The organism is Pantoea sp. B65, assembly GCF_047308185.1.
In the GTDB taxonomy this organism is placed as follows: Bacteria; Pseudomonadota; Gammaproteobacteria; order Enterobacterales; family Enterobacteriaceae; genus Erwinia.
This window is the reverse complement of record NZ_JAHXPU010000040.1, coordinates 16,536-31,951: the sequence shown is the minus strand read 5'-3', so window position 1 is coordinate 31,951 and position 15,416 is coordinate 16,536. Positions and strand designations below refer to the sequence as shown.

The following is a 15,416-nucleotide window of genomic DNA, read 5'->3' as shown; positions in this document are numbered from 1 at the left end:
ATGACAATAACTCCTCAACATTTGATCGCGCTACTGCCGCTGTTGATCGTCGGATTGACGGTGGTGGTTGTGATGCTATCCATTGCGTGGCGACGCAACCACTTCGTCAACGCCACGCTGGCGGTGGTCGGCCTTAACGTGGCTTTGCTGTCACTGTTCTTTGTTGGCCAGGCTGGGCCGATGGATGTCACGCCGTTACTGCGCGTTGATGGTTACTCGATGCTGTATAGCGGACTGGTGATCCTCGCCAGTCTGGCAACCTGCACCTTTGCCTATCCATGGCTCGAGGGTTACACCGATAACCGCGACGAGTTCTATCTGCTGGTACTGATTGCCGGACTGGGTGGCATCGTGCTGGCCAGTGCTAACCATCTGGCATCGCTGTTTATCGGTGTTGAACTGATCTCCCTGCCGCTGTTTGGCCTGATTGGTTATGCCTTCCGTCAAAAACGCTCGCTGGAAGCGGCAATCAAGTACACCATTCTCTCGGCTGCAGCGTCATCGTTCCTGCTGTTTGGTATGGCGCTGGTGTATGCCGATTCCGGTAATCTGAGCTTTGTGGCGCTGGGTAAAAGCCTGAGCGACAATATGCTGTCGCAACCGCTGTTGCTGGCCGGTCTGGGTCTGATGATTGTGGGCCTCGGCTTTAAATTGTCGCTGGTGCCATTCCATCTCTGGACGCCGGACGTTTATCAGGGGGCGCCAGCCCCGGTTTCCACCTTCCTGGCGACAGCCAGTAAGATCGCTATTTTTGGTGTGGTGATGCGTCTGTTTATGTATGCGCCAGTGACCGATAGCGAAGCGGTGCGAACCGTGCTGGGGATTATCGCCTTTGCCTCGATTCTGTTCGGTAACCTGATGGCGATCTCGCAGAGCAATATCAAGCGTCTGCTGGGTTACTCATCCATTGCTCACCTCGGTTATTTGCTGGTGGCGCTGATTGCGGTACAAACCCATCAGATGTCGCTGGAAGCGGTCGGTGTCTATCTGGCCGGTTACCTGTTTAGCAGCCTCGGCGCCTTTGGGGTGGTGAGTCTGATGTCCAGCCCGTACCGTGGTCCGGATGCCGATTCTCTCTACTCCTATCGCGGCCTGTTCTGGCATCGTCCGATTCTCTCAGCGGTGATGACGGTAATGATGTTGTCGCTGGCGGGTATCCCGATGACGCTGGGCTTTATCGGTAAATTCTACATTATTGCGGTGGGCGTCAATGCCCATCTGTGGTGGCTGACAGCGGCGGTGGTACTGGGTAGTGCCATTGGTCTTTACTACTACCTGCGCGTCACCGTGAGTCTCTATCTTAGCCCGCCGGAACTGCTGCAGCGCGACACCCCGGCCAACTGGGCATTTACTGCCGGTGGCGTGGTGGTGCTGATCTCGGCAATTCTGGTACTGCTGTTAGGTATCTATCCACAGCCGTTAATTCATCTGGTACAGCTGGCACAGCCGTTGATGTAAATAGCCGCAGTCAGAGTAATAACAGGCCCGTTCGGGCCTGTTTTTTTTGGGCTAAAATTTGGCGCTATTACGCAATATTTAATCGTTAACTTTGTGCTCTTTCTGGCTTGTTGCTAATTTTAAAACATCCGATTACTGCCGGAGAAATCACTTGATAAGATTGATTTTCTTGCTGGTGGGCGCCCATGTACTGAAGGCGCGTTGGCTACTGATGGCTTTTTTCGGTTTATGCTGGCTCGCGCTGGGGGTGGCGATTTTTTTTGATATCGCCGACGATGGCCGACTATCGGTTCCGCTGGATATGCTGGCGTTTCTGCTGGTGGTCGAAGGCATGGTGGAAATCGCCGCCGCCATGATTATCGATATCGGTATTCACTGGCCCGGTATCTGGAAAGGGCTGGCTTTTCTGTTTATTGCCTTTCTGGTGTTCGACCTTCCCTGGGACAATAATATTCTCGCCTCGCTGTTATTTGGCGTGGCATTCCTCGGCGACGGCTTGTTTCGTATCTGCTCTTCGCTGGTGCTGCGCATGGCGAAATGGCGGCGTGAAATGAGTTATGGCATCACTGAGATAGTTCTCAGCATGCTGATTTTCAGTGACTGGCCCTTCCATCACCATACCACGGTGCCGCTCTGTTTTGCCTTGCTGCTGACCACTTCCGGTCTGTCACTAATGATGATGGCGCGTCAGGTATTGCTACTGGCGGAGAACAGCTCGGTGATGTCGCTGCCGCTGTTTACCTCGCGTGGACTGCGCCACTGGCATGCGCTGCGCTACCGGCATCCGCCATTTCCGGCGCAGCCGGCGGCGACGCCATTAACGCTGCTGGTATGGACGCCGGTGGGGGCGGCGGTGGTCCTCGAGCGGCGGCGAGTGATCGATCGCTATATCGCTGCCGTCGATCAGCACGGGGTGATTTCTACCGGCCATGCCGCACTGCAAATGCTGCCCGATCTGTATATCAGCCACTATCCGTTTGCTGATATCGATCGTGACAGCGCTAATTTCCGCGCCATGCTGCGCGCTGGTGAAGAGAATGATGTCGCCGGGCGTTTTCTCAGCTCACTGGCAGAGGAAATTGCCGGCTGGTGTGCGCCGGACCAGCGGGTACTGTTTACCCGTTATAATGCGCAGGCGTTGCGTAATTTCTGGCAGGTTTACTCGGCGGATAACACATATAACCTCACTTCGCGCAACTGTTGTTCAGCGGTAGTGCAGGCGCTGGATGTGGCCATCGAAGGGGTCATGGGGCACTATACCTTTCCCGGCGTACGTCTGATTTTCGATCCTAATTTCTGGCTGTTGGGGCTGGTGCGCGGGCGAGCAGAACAGATGACCTGGACGCCGGGTCTGACGCTGGATTATGTCCGTCTGCTGAAACAGGTAATTGAGCCGCTTCACAGCCGTGCCTGGCATAAGCGTGTCGCTATGGCCTTCGCGATGCGACGTAAGTTGATCCGCCAGGACCTGCGCCAGCAAAAATCACAAAGAAAGCGCCATGACGACCACGATAAAAGCTGAGCAGCATACGGCGTGGCGACGCCATTGAGCGCATTCCGGCAACGTAAATGATTGGGTATAGTGGACAGGGCGATTAACTTGGGGAGGAAGAGGCAATGGATCTGTTATGGCAAGATTTACATCACCGTGATCTAAGCGTGGCGCAGCTGTACGCCATCCTGGCACTGCGCAGCAGGGTGTTTGTTGTTGAGCAGCAATGTATTTATCAGGATATTGACGGCGCCGATCTGGCGCGCGATAACCGCCATCTTCTTGGCATGCTGGATAATAACGTGCTGGCTTACGCGCGCATCCTCAGTCCGGAAGATGCGCAGCAACCGGTCCGTATCGGCCGGGTAATTATCGCGGCGCAAGCGCGCGGTTTAAACCTTGGTTATCGCTTAATGGAGCGGGCGATCGCCAGCTGTGAATTGCACTGGCCGGGCGTATCGATCTCGCTCTCCGCCCAGGCGCATTTGCAGGGGTTCTATCGCCGGCTGGGCTTTCAGCCGGTGGGCGAAATTTATCTTGAGGATAATATTCCGCATATTGGTATGCAGAATTAAGCCTGCGTATTAAGGGCTTACCCCGGAGTCGGGACCGATGGTCGAACATTGCCGGCATGCATCATCCTTAACCATTAAAGTTCAGTCAAAAGTCGCCGATAGGTGAATGACAAGGACTTTTTTTGTAACGGATTTGTTGAGTCGATGATCGGGTAACTCCAGGAGCGCCATAATGGCCAGCCAGATAGTTAAGAAAAAGGCAATGAGCACGCGCGCACAGATGTTACTGACCGGGGCTTTAACCATCACTCTCGGTTTTGCTGTCACCATTGGTGTGCTCAGCTGGCAATCCGGGCGTGAGCAAAAATCGCTGGCAGAAAAGTACCTGCAACAAATTGCGCAGAGCCAGGCGTTGCAAATCCAGCATGAACTCAATTATGCGCGCGATGTGGCGCGTAATCTGGGTCAGAGCCTGATTGCCCTGCCCGCCGCGGGAATTAAAGATCGCGCGGTGGTCGACAAACTGACTGAATATGCTTTGCGCGATAACCCGGACTATCTCTCGGTTTCGGTTATTTTTGAAGAAAACGCTTTTGACGGGCGCGATGCTGAATTTGCTGACAAGCCAGGCCAGGCGCCAAAGGGTCGTTACGCCTTTTTTGTCGACCGCGACCAGGCGGGCAACTATAAAATGCATCCGCTGTTGTCCTACCTGACGCCCGGCCAGGGAGACTACTATCTGGTGCCGCAGCAGAGCCAGAAGGACACCTTAACCGAACCCTATAGCTATGCTTATAACGGCATCCCAACGTTGCTGACCTCGGTAGCGGCGCCGATTGTCGACCAGGGCAAACTGTGGGGAGTGGTCACTTCTGATATCTCGCTGGCTTCATTACAACAAAAAGTTAACCAGATTAAACCCTGGGAGGGCATCGGGTACGCGATGCTGCTTTCAAGCGCCGGCAAAGTGATCTCCTATCCGGATAAAAATCTGACCGGTAAACCGCTGGCGGGGCAAAACAACAATTTCAGTAGTGCGGTGGTCGAGCAGGCCGATCCGATACTGGGTGAAAATGCGCTAGTCACCTGGCAGCCAGTGACCATCGGCAACAGCACGCAGAAGTGGTTTCTGGGCGTGGTGGCGCCGGTGAGTCAGGTGATGGCCGCCGCCAGTCGCCAGTTAACCAATGCGCTGATCATGATGGTAGTGAGTATTCTGCTGGTGAGCGCTCTGCTCGGTAGTATCTTCAACCGCAAAGTGCTGAAGCCGATTGGCGGTGAGCCGCTTCAGGCGGCCACCATTGCGCTGGCCGTTGCCGACGGACAACTGGGGAATACTATCGCGGTGACAGCCGCGGATCGCAGTAGCCTGTTCTTTGCCCTGCACACCATGCAGGAGCGCCTGCGTGATATTGTCGGACAGATCAAAGAGGCCAGCGACTCAGTACGTCAGGGGGCGGGTGACATTGCCAGTGGCAACCTTAATCTGGCTTCCCGTACCGAACAGCAAGCGGCCGCGCTGGAAGAGACCGCCGCCAGTATGGAACAGATCACCGCCACGGTGAAACATAATGCCGACAATGCGCACCAGGCTACCAGGCTAACGGAGAACGCCACGCGGATTGCCAGCCGCGGCGAATCACTGGTTGGCCAGGTGGTGCAAACCATGTCGCAGATTGATGACAGTGCCAGGAAAATTGGCGATATCACCGCCATCATTAACAGTATTGCCTTCCAGACCAATATTCTGGCGCTTAACGCGGCGGTAGAAGCGGCGCGTGCCGGCGAGCAGGGGCGTGGCTTTGCGGTAGTCGCCTCTGAGGTACGTAATCTGGCGCAGCGCAGCGCCAATGCGGTGAAAGATATCGCTGCGCTGATTGAGGAGTCGAGCCAACGCGTCGGGAGTGGGGTTCAGCTGGTGCGTGATGCCGGCCAGACCATGCAGGATATGACCCAGGCGGTGAATTCGGTGCAGAGTATTATCAGTGAGATCGTTGCCGCCTCGGATGAGCAGGCCAAAGGCATTAGTCAGGTGACGATAGCGGTGAATGAGATGGATGGCGTTACCCAGCAGAACTCGGCGCTGGTGCAACAGATGTCGGCTGCCGCCAGTTCACTGGAGAATCAGGCAGAACAACTGGCGCAGACGGTGGAGCATTTCCGTTTGGGGGTGTAGGTTTAGCGCAGACCATTGGCATGGGCGGGAATATCTGAAAATACAGTAAGGGAGCCATTAATGGCTCCCGTAACACAAATATCACCCCTTCGATGGTTCACCCGATATTATGGATCTTAATCGGGATGCATCTGGCGATCGTCGACATATTTACGCTTATCCGGCGCCGGTGGGAAATACTGATACAACCAGGTTTCGCTCAGCGTCTCCTCTTTGGTGCGCAGGAACATACGCATCTCCACCGGTTTGGTGTCGTCACTGCCCGGATACCAGTCAAACTGAATGCGATAACCGTTCATTGGTTCAACAAACAGAATCTCAATTTGTTTAATGGTGCCGGACGACACATTAATCACCGGCTCAATCCCTTTCGGCGCCGCAGCTTGCAGGTCGCCACCGACAAAATCAACGGCGATGCGGCGTGCCCAGACGTTCGGATACTGTTCGCCTGGCGCCCAGCCTTCCGGGAAGCCGCCCATGCCGGTGCGGGTGGCGTCGACACGCGCTAATCCGCTGCGTACCGGTGGCAGGCCGCTCCAGTAAAGCTTGTAATGGAAATTGTATTCACTGCCTGCTTTGATCGGCTGTTCCGGTTGCCAGAAGCAGACAATGTTATCCAGCGTTTCACCGGTGGTCGGGATCTCCATCAGATTAATGGCGCCTTTACCCCATTTACCAATCGGTTCTACCCACAGACTTGGGCGCTTGTTATACCAGCCGATGACATCCTGATAATCTTTGAAGTCATGATTCAGCTGCAGCAGGCCAAAGCCGCGCGGGTTATTATCCTGATAGGCATTGTATTGCAGCTTTTGCGGATTATTCAGCGGACGACAAATCCATTCACCATTGCCGGTCCACATCGCCAGACGATCGGAGTCATGGATCTGCGGATGAATAGTGTCGCACATACGGCGTTCATTGGTGCCGCAGCTAAACATACTGGTCATCGGTGCAATACCGAGCTGCTTAATATCCTTACGCGCGAAAATATGGTTTTCAATTTCCATCACTACGCGTTTGGATTCACAGTCGATAATAAACTTGTAGGCGCCAGTGGCGCTTGGACCGTCAAGCAGGGCATACACCGTAAAGGTGGTGTCTTCGGCTTTAGGGGTTTCAAACCAGAAAGCGGTGAAGTCCGGGAACTCTTCCTGACCGTTGCTAAAGGTATTTACCGCAATGCCGCGCGCCGACAAACCGTACTGGTAGGTTTCGTCTACCGCGCGGAAATAACTGGCGCCGAGGAAAGAGACGATATCGCGGCTGGCCAGTTCCGGTTTCTTAAACGCCCGGAAACCGGCAAAGCCAAGATCGCTTTTGCCTTCCAGCTGCTTAGTATCAACTTTGGCATTGTTGTAGTTAAACAACTCGGTGCGGAAGTGAATTTCGCGCGCCTGCTGACTGCCTGCATCAACGGCAAACATACGAATGCGGCGTTTAAAGCCCATACCGACGTGGAAGAACTGCACGTCAAGTTCAGGGTCCGCCGTGGCATTCCACAATGAATGGTTGGCATCGTACTGGATTGCGTTGTACGCCTGCGGGGTCATGGTCGCCAGCGTGTCCGGTAGCGGGCCTGGTGCGCCGCCCCACGGTTTTTTCGCTATGCCAGCGGCCATTTTCTTCAGAACGTCAAAATCAAATCGCATTGCGGTGCCGTCAGCAATATCGGTATCTGCCCAGGCTGACTTAGCAAATAGCGTGGATAAGCCAGACATACCGCTTAAGGTTGCGAATGCCATTGACGCTTTCATAAACATTCTTCGATTCATGCCAGAAGCCATTTTCCTTTGCCGAACGGAGTTTGTAGAGACTGTCGTGCTTATGCACCCATTGCATCTCCTGGTACTACCAGGATTACAGGGAGGTACGACAGCTTGCTGATACAAAAATTCAAATCTCAGGAAATTTATCAGATTAATCAAATAAACGAACGGTTTTCCGCAGAAATGGCATCAGATTTACATGGTTTTAACGTTGGTCGGGGTGATCGACTGGCCAGGTCCAGGCGCAGCAGTATTCGCACCGGGCAGCAAAACATAAGTCTCTGGTAGCGATCTCTGCAACAACGGGCGCGCAGGTTTCTGCAAACCCTGGCCGCTGGTGATGAAACTCAGTCTATTCCTGGTTATTGCGCCCTACGCGGCCGTCAAAACTGTCTATAGTTAATGGACATACATGTGTTTTCACACACGGAGGAAGAAAATGACTATACCTGATGAACCGCATGAAACCCGCCTGGATGACGATCTGACCCTGCTGACCGAAACACTGGAAGAGGTGCTGAAATCGTCCGGGGACCCTGCCGATCAGAAATATATTGAGCTGAAGGCCAAAGCTGAGCAGGCGCTGCATGAGGTAAAATCGCGCGTCAGCCAGGCGTCGGATACTTACTACTATCGCGCTAAACAGGCGGTGTACCGCGCCGACGATTATGTGCACGAAAAACCCTGGCATGGGATTGGCGTCGGCGCTACCGCCGGGCTGGTCATCGGCCTGTTGCTGGCCCGGCGTTAAGTTCCGTTTTCAGCATTATCTGCATCCGCGGGCCGGTGTTACCGGCCCCAACTTTTTGTTAACAATTTGCGCTTTACTGCCTCAAATCAAAATATTCCCGCGCCACACCGCTTAACATATTTGCATCCAGCGCAATTTCGAGGGCAGCATGGTGGCATTCAGCGCAGCGCTAAACCAGTTACGAAACGACCTGCAACAGATTGCGTGCCGTCAGGCGGGTTATCAGCGGCTCAGTGTCAGAATGTCCGACAGCGGCGATGCGCTTTGCTGGCTAAATGCCCAGCATTGCTGGCCGCAACTCTGGTGGCAACACCGCAATGGCCGGGAGAGTGTCGCGGCCTGCGGCGAAGTCCGCCATTTCTGCGATATTCAGCAGGCGCAGGCGGCGGTGAACCAATTGCCGGCGGACTGGCGCATCTGGGGAGCGAATGATTTCGCCGCCGAACAGAGCTATCTGTTCCTGCCGCGCATGCTGTGGCGACGTAATGAAACCGGCTGCCAGCTACAGCTCTATCTCTGGAGCGAAACCTCACTGTATGACGATGCGCAGCACGCGCTGCAATTTCTCGCCGGGCTCCAGCCGTCGCAACCGCTGGCGCCGCTCAACGTCTCGCTGCTGGCCAGCCAGCATACGCCGGATCGTGACGGCTGGTCGCATCTGGTAGATCATGCGCTGACGGCGATCGCCGCCGGCGAGATGGATAAAGTGGTGCTGGCGCGCGCCACCGATCTGTGGTTTTCCCATGCGGTCAGCGCCGCGGCGTTACTGGCCGCCAGCCGTCGGGTTAATCACCACTGCTATCATTTTATGCTGGCCTTCGATCAGCACCATGCTTTTGTCGGATCGACGCCGGAGCGCCTGTTTATGCGTCAGCAGAGTGAATTGCTCACGGAAGCGCTGGCAGGCACCGTCGCCAACCATGCTGACGATAATCAGGCCGCATCGCTGGCCGCCTGGCTGCGTAATGACGATAAAAATCAGCGCGAAAATCTGCTGGTGGTGGACGATATCTGTCAGCGCCTGCAGGGGATGGTCGCCGGGCTGGATGTGATGCCGGCAGAAGTGGTGCGCTTACGTAAGGTGCAACATCTGCGGCGGCGCATCCATGGCGAACTGCGCCAGTGCAGTGATGAACTCTGTCTGACTCATCTGCAACCCACCGCTGCGGTCGCCGGTTTTCCGCGTCAGCCGGCACGCGGTTTTATTTCGCGCCACGAACCTTTTACCCGTCAGTGGTATGCTGGTTCGCTCGGCTATTTATCACGGCAGAAAAGTGAGTTCAGCGTTTCGCTGCGTTCCGCTTTGATCGACGAGCGCCGCGTGCGCCTGTATGCCGGCGCGGGTATTGTCGCCGGTTCCGATGCCCGCCAGGAGTGGCTGGAGATCGACAATAAAGCGGCGGCGCTGGCGACATTACTGGCGGATGACTCACGTTAAAACTGGCTCAAATCAACATCCAGTCAATTCTGCTTTCCTATAATAAGTTTCGCTTTATTGATCGGGACGGGGTTATGTCGACAGGCACGTTCAATCGCCGCTGGGCTGAAGTGATCATTGAAACCTTAACACGCCATGGCATTCGCCATATTTGCATCGCGCCCGGCTCACGTTCCGCTCCCCTGACGCTGGCCGCCGCCGCCAACGGTAAGTTGCTGTGTCATACCCACTTTGACGAGCGCGGTCTGGGCCATCTGGCGCTCGGCCTGGCAAAATCCAGCGCTGAAGCGGTGGCGATAATTGTCACTTCCGGCACCGCCGTGGCCAATCTCTATCCTGCAATTATTGAAGCGCGCTTAACCGGTGAAAAACTGGTGGTGCTGAGCGCCGACCGTCCGCCGGAGCTGATCGGCTGTGGTGCTAATCAGGCCATCGAACAGCAGGCGATTTTTGCTCATCATGCGCAGACGCTTAACCTGCCGCGCCCGACGGCGGAGATTTCCGCACGCTGGCTGGTCGCGGCGCTCGATGAGCTGCTGGGACAGCAGCAGAACGGGGCGGTGCATATCAATATTCCTCTGGCTGAACCGCTGTACGGCACTGATAACGGGGAATATATGTCGTGGCGTGAAAATCTGGCTGGCTGGTGGCAGGGGACGCAGCCGTGGGTGAGTTACGACCAGCATCAGGCGGTAAAAACCCATGAGCAGTGGCTCTGCTGGCAGCAGAAACGCGGCGTGGTGATTGCCGGTGGCGGTCTTACCACCGCGCAGGGCGTGCGCGTCGCCATCTGGGCGGAGCAGCTTGGCTGGCCATTGCTGGCGGATGTGCAGTCGCATACCGGTTCACCGCTGCCCGCCGCCGATCTGTGGCTGGCTAACCCGCTGGCGCAGCATACGCTGGCGCAGGCCGGGATTGTGGTGCAATTTGGCAGCCGCCTGACCAGTAAACGGCTGTTGCAGTGGCAGGAGAGTCTCACTGTGCCCGAGTTCTGGTTAATCGACCGCCTGCCGGGGCGCCGTGAGGCGGCGAATTTGCCCGGCTGCCGCATTGTGGCGGATATTGATCACTGGCTGGAACGGCATCCGGCGCCGCGCCAGAAACCCTGGGCGCTGGTGCTGGAACCGCTGGTGCAACGGGTGCAGCAGCAGATTGCCGCCGCCTGTGACCGCTTTGGTGAAGCGCAACTGGCGCATCGGCTGGCGACCTTACTGCCTGCGGACGGGCAGCTGTTTATTGGCAATAGCCTGATGGTGCGGCTGGTGGACGCCCTCGGGCAGTTGCCGGCGGGCTACCCGGTTTACTGTAACCGCGGCGCCAGTGGCATCGACGGGTTAATCTCCACAGCCGCTGGCGTACAGCGCGGCCAGCCGCAGCCAACGCTGGTGGTACTGGGTGATATCTCGGCGCTTTACGATCTTAATGCGCTGGCTTTACTGCGCAGCGCCCCGGCGCCGCTGGTGCTGATTGTGGTTAACAACGATGGCGGTCAGATCTTCTCGTTACTGCCGACGCCAGTCGCGCAGCGTGAACGCTTCTTCTGTATGCCGCAGCACCTCCATTTTGAACATGCCGCCGCGATGTTCGGCCTGCATTATGCCTGCCCGCAGGATTGGCAGGCGCTGCAGCAGAGCGTCGAACAGGGCTGGCGGCGCGACGGCGTTACGCTGATTGAACTGGTGGTTGAGCCGGAAGCCGGCGCCGCTACCCTGAAACGGCTGGTTGAGCAGGTGGCCGCATTGTGATGCTGCATGCGCGCTGGCAGGGCCATCACCGGAGCAGTAAGCCGGTACTGGTGTGGCTGCATGGTTTTCTTGGCAGCGCTGCGGACTGGCAGGGAATACAACAGTCGTTTAGCGACTGGCCATTACTGAGTATCGATCTGCCCGGTCACGGCGGTTCCGGCGCCCAGAGCGTCAGCGGTTTCGACGAACTCTGTCAGCGCATCAGCGCCACGCTGGCCGCCCATCAGGTGGATCGCTACTGGCTGATTGGTTACTCGCTCGGCGGACGCACAGCGATGTACTACGCCTGCCGCGCTGCCGGTCCGGGGCTGATGGGCATGATCGTCGAGGCGGCGCATCCCGGCTTAACCCTGCCCAGCGAACGGGCGATACGCCAGCTTGACGATCGACGCTGGGCGCAACGCTTCCGTACGCAGCCACTGCGCCAGACGCTGGCGCAGTGGTATTGCCAGCCGCTATTTGCCGAACTGAGCGCCATGCAGCGGCTGGCGCTGATCGATGCGCGCGCGAGCAGCCATGCCCCGTCGCTGGCCGCGATGCTGGAGGCCACTTCGCTGAGTCAGCAACCCGATTTACTGCCGGAACTGCAGCAACTGACGCTACCCTTTTATTATCTGTGTGGTGAATGGGACCACAAATTTCAGCTGCTGGCCCAACAGAAAGCGCTGCCGCTCAGCACCATTGCTGCCGCAGGCCACAACAGCCATCGCGCCAATCCCGCCGCTTTCAGCTGGCAAATTGCGCGCATTTTGCGCCAGACGTCGCACCCGGCGTCGCATTTTGAGGAACTACCATGATCTATCCTGACGAACAGCAACTGTATGCCCCGGTAGAGTGGCGTGACTGCAGCGGTGACTTTAGCGATATTCGCTACCATAAGTCGCTGGATGGCATTGCGAAAATCACGATTAACCGTCCCGAAGTGCGTAACGCATTCCGTCCGCTAACGGTGAAAGAGATGATGCTGGCGCTGAATGACGCGCGCCATGACGACGGCATCGGGGTGATTGTGCTGACCGGCGAAGGGGAACTGGCATTTTGCGCCGGTGGCGACCAGAAGGTGCGCGGTGATTACGGCGGTTATCAGGATGACAGTGGGGTGCACCATCTGAATGTACTGGATTTCCAGCGCCAGATCCGCACCTGTCCGAAACCGGTGGTGGCGATGGTGGCTGGCTATGCGGTCGGGGGTGGCCATGTGCTGCATATGATGTGTGACCTGACAATTGCCGCTGAAAATGCGCAATTTGGCCAGACCGGGCCGAAAGTGGGATCTTTCGACGGCGGCTGGGGCGCTTCTTATATGGCGCGCATCGTCGGGCAGAAAAAAGCGCGTGAAATCTGGTTCCTGTGCCGTATGTATGATGCGGCGCAGGCGCTGGAGATGGGGCTGGTAAATACCGTGGTGCCGCTGGCGCAGCTGGAAAAAGAGACGGTGCGCTGGTGTCGTGAAATGTTGCAAAACAGCCCGATGGCGCTGCGCTGTCTGAAAGCGGCGCTGAATGCCGACTGTGATGGCCAGGCCGGTTTGCAGGAACTGGCCGGTAACGCCACCATGTTGTTCTATATGACGGAAGAGGGACAGGAAGGGCGCAACGCCTTTAATCAGAAGCGCCAGCCGGACTTCAGCAAATTCAGGCGTAATCCTTAATGCGCTCGGCGACCCTCTGGCGGTATGCCATTCCGCTGGACGCGGGGGTGATATTGCGCGACCGGCGGCTGAAACAGCGCGATGGGCTGGTGTTGCGCTTACGTGACGGTCAGGCGGAAGGCTGGGGTGAAATTGCGCCGCTGCCGGGCTTTAGCGTCGAGGATCTGCCGCAGGCACAGCGTGCCGCCGAAGGCTGGCTGTCCCGCTGGTGCGCGGGGGCGTTACCAGTCGACAGTTCGCTGCCGTCGGTGGCGTTTGGCATAAGCTGCGCGCTGGCGGAACTGGACGGCAGCCTGCCGCAGGCGGGCAATTATCACGCCGCGGCATTGTGCGTCGGCGATCCCGACGAACTGTTTGCGCGTCTGCAGGCGTTACCGCATCAGGTGGCCAAAATGAAAGTGGGCCTGTATGAGCCAATACGTGATGGCATGATCGCCAGTTTACTGCTGGAGGCGTTGCCGCAGTTGCAACTGCGGCTGGATGCTAATCGCAGCTGGAGCGCGGAGAAGGCGCGGCAGTTTGCCCGTTATGTCGATCCGCAACTGCGCAGCCGCATTGCTTTTATTGAAGAACCTTGCCGCACGCGTGATGATTCGCGCCGTTTTGCTGCGGAGAGCGGGTTGGCGATCGCCTGGGATGAGAGTGTGCGTGAGCAGGGTTTTGTGATTGAGGCGGAGGCCGGCGTCAGCGCGCTGGTGGTGAAACCGATGCTAACCGGCAGTATTAGCACCCTGCAGCAACTGATTGCCCGGGCGCATCAGCAGGGGCTGACGGTGGTGATCAGTTCGGCGATTGAGTCGAGCCTTGGTCTGACGCAGCTGGCGCGGCTGGCGCAATGGCTGACGCCGCAGGTCCTGCCCGGTCTGGATACGCTGGATCTGATGCAGCAGCAACTGCAGCGCCGCTGGCCGGACAGTCCGCTGCCGCTGCAGCTGCTGGCGGAGCAGGAGGCGGCATGGCGCTGCTGAATGACTGGCCATGGCAGCAGTGGGGGCGGGTGCGCGCCAGCGACGTGGCACTGATTACCACCAGCGGTAATTTGAACTGGCAGCAGCTGGCGCAGCAGGTTACTGCGTTGGCAGTTGGTTTCCGCCAGCAGGGGGTACAGCCCGGCAATGGCGTAGTGCTGAAAAGCAAAAACAGTGAGGCGGCGCTGCTGGCTTATCTGGCGCTGTTGCAGTGCGGCGCCCGTCTGCTGCCGCTTAATCCGCAATTGCCGGATGCGCAGATGAACGCGGTATTATCCGGGCTGAACCTCGATTTTGCCTTCTGTCCCGACGCCCCGGCGCCGGATTATCCGCTGACAATGCTGCAGTTGCGCAGCGTCAGCGGTTACTCATGGCATCCGTGGGATGGCGAAAGCCTGGCGACCCTGACGCTCACCTCCGGCTCCTCTGGTTTAGCGAAAGCGGCGGCCCATAGTTTTAATGCCCATCTGGCCAGCGCCCGGGGCGTGACCGAACTGATGTCCTTTGACGCCGCAGAGAGCTGGCTGCTGTCGTTACCGCTGTACCATGTTTCCGGCCAGGGCATTATCTGGCGCTGGCTGCTTACCGGCGCCCGGCTGAAGCTGGCGCAGCAGGCGTCACTGCGTGAAGCGCTGGAAGATTGCAGCTTCGCTTCGCTGGTGCCGACCCAGCTGTGGCGCCTGTTACAACAGGATAGCGTCCCTCGTGCGCTGAAAGCGGTACTGCTGGGCGGCGCGGCGATCCCCGGCGAGCTGACGGCACGCGCCGAAGCGGCGGGCATTCGCTGCTGGTGTGGTTACGGCATGACCGAAGCCGCCTCCACCATTACTGCGAAGCGCGCCGATGGTCGTGGCGGCGTTGGTCTGCCGCTTGGCAATGCGCAGATAAAGCTGGTGGATCGCGAAGTGTGGCTACGTTCCCCGGCGCTGGCCTGCGGCTACTGGCGCGATGGCGAACTGTTGCCGGTGACCGATGCGCAGGGCTGGTTGCATACCCGCGACGGTGGTATCTGGTGCGATAACGAATTAGTGCTGACCGGAAGACTGGATAATCTGTTTTTCAGCGCCGGCGAGGGGATTCAGCCGGAGCAGGTGGAGCAGGTGTTATTGCAGCATCCGGCGGTATCGCAGGCATTTATTGTGCCGCAGGATGATGAAGAGTACGGGCAACGACCGGTGGCGCTGCTGGAGCGAAGTGATGCGGTTAGCCTGACGGCGATCGCGGCCTGGGCGGCGGAGCGGCTGGCGGGATTTCAGTATCCGGTGCAGTGGCGCGATCTGCCGCAAACGCTCAGCGGCGGCGGAATTAAAATATCACGCCGGGATTTAGCCAACTGGTTATCCACTCACCCGTTATAAAGCATGGCGGCGCCGGTTATCGTTTGAGCAATAACACTCATTATTTTAATTAAAATTTTTAGTTAAATAACAGGGTGTTTTTATGCAAGTAATTA

12 protein-coding genes are annotated in these 15,416 nt (G+C 57.4%); 11 read left to right on the top strand and 1 reads right to left on the bottom strand.

The annotated features are described in order from the left end of the window. From nuoN to JWF83_RS19940, 4 genes are all read left to right on the top strand, one after another. Complete coding sequence (nuoN, locus tag JWF83_RS19955; RefSeq protein WP_413652157.1) at positions 1 to 1,458, top strand: NADH-quinone oxidoreductase subunit NuoN; 1,458 nt, start codon at positions 1 to 3, stop codon at positions 1,456 to 1,458. 151 nt (positions 1,459 to 1,609) lie between these two features. Continuing rightward, positions 1,610 to 2,980 (top strand): HdeD family acid-resistance protein, encoded by a 1,371-nt coding sequence (locus JWF83_RS19950; RefSeq protein ID WP_413652156.1) that lies wholly within the window; start codon positions 1,610 to 1,612, stop codon positions 2,978 to 2,980. 95 nt (positions 2,981 to 3,075) lie between these two features. Next, the gene (locus JWF83_RS19945) at positions 3,076 to 3,525 is read left to right on the top strand and encodes a GNAT family N-acetyltransferase (protein WP_413652155.1); all 450 of its coding nucleotides are present in this window, start codon (positions 3,076 to 3,078) and stop codon (positions 3,523 to 3,525) included. 172 nt (positions 3,526 to 3,697) lie between these two features. Then, positions 3,698 to 5,641, top strand: coding sequence for a methyl-accepting chemotaxis protein (locus JWF83_RS19940; protein WP_413652154.1), 1,944 nt, complete (start codon positions 3,698 to 3,700; stop codon positions 5,639 to 5,641). Positions 5,642 to 5,757: 116 nt separating this feature from the next. Here the strand turns inward: JWF83_RS19940 and JWF83_RS19935 are convergent, their stop codons facing one another. Beyond that, positions 5,758 to 7,416: a glucan biosynthesis protein D gene (locus JWF83_RS19935; protein ID WP_413652153.1), complete on the bottom strand. Its 1,659-nt coding sequence runs from the start codon at positions 7,414 to 7,416 to the stop codon at positions 5,758 to 5,760. A 433-nt stretch (positions 7,417 to 7,849) separates the two neighbouring features. Here JWF83_RS19935 and elaB point away from each other — a divergent pair, with 433 nt between their 5' ends. The 7 genes from elaB to menE all read left to right on the top strand — a co-directional run bounded on the left by elaB (position 7,850) and on the right by menE (position 15,321). Further along, a complete protein-coding gene (gene elaB, locus JWF83_RS19930; RefSeq protein WP_413652152.1) occupies positions 7,850 to 8,161 on the top strand; it encodes a stress response protein ElaB in 312 nt (103 codons plus the stop codon). Positions 8,162 to 8,309: 148 nt separating this feature from the next. After that, positions 8,310 to 9,599: an isochorismate synthase MenF gene (gene menF, locus JWF83_RS19925; RefSeq protein ID WP_413652151.1), complete on the top strand. Its 1,290-nt coding sequence runs from the start codon at positions 8,310 to 8,312 to the stop codon at positions 9,597 to 9,599. 74 nt (positions 9,600 to 9,673) lie between these two features. Then, positions 9,674 to 11,344 (top strand): 2-succinyl-5-enolpyruvyl-6-hydroxy-3-cyclohexene-1-carboxylic-acid synthase, encoded by a 1,671-nt coding sequence (gene menD, locus JWF83_RS19920; RefSeq protein ID WP_413652150.1) that lies wholly within the window; start codon positions 9,674 to 9,676, stop codon positions 11,342 to 11,344. Then, on the top strand, positions 11,344 to 12,141 hold the full coding sequence (gene menH, locus JWF83_RS19915) for a 2-succinyl-6-hydroxy-2,4-cyclohexadiene-1-carboxylate synthase (protein WP_413652231.1): 798 nt from the start codon (positions 11,344 to 11,346) through the stop codon (positions 12,139 to 12,141). Before menD ends, menH begins: the two co-directional genes overlap by 1 nt. Continuing rightward, on the top strand, positions 12,138 to 12,995 hold the full coding sequence (gene menB, locus JWF83_RS19910; RefSeq protein ID WP_413652149.1) for a 1,4-dihydroxy-2-naphthoyl-CoA synthase: 858 nt from the start codon (positions 12,138 to 12,140) through the stop codon (positions 12,993 to 12,995). The genes menH and menB overlap by 4 nt, the downstream gene beginning before the upstream one ends. Further along, complete coding sequence (menC, locus tag JWF83_RS19905) at positions 12,995 to 13,963, top strand: o-succinylbenzoate synthase (protein ID WP_413652148.1); 969 nt, start codon at positions 12,995 to 12,997, stop codon at positions 13,961 to 13,963. The genes menB and menC overlap by 1 nt, the downstream gene beginning before the upstream one ends. Then, positions 13,951 to 15,321 (top strand): o-succinylbenzoate--CoA ligase, encoded by a 1,371-nt coding sequence (menE, locus tag JWF83_RS19900; RefSeq protein WP_413652147.1) that lies wholly within the window; start codon positions 13,951 to 13,953, stop codon positions 15,319 to 15,321. Before menC ends, menE begins: the two co-directional genes overlap by 13 nt. Positions 15,322 to 15,416 lie beyond the last annotated feature (95 nt).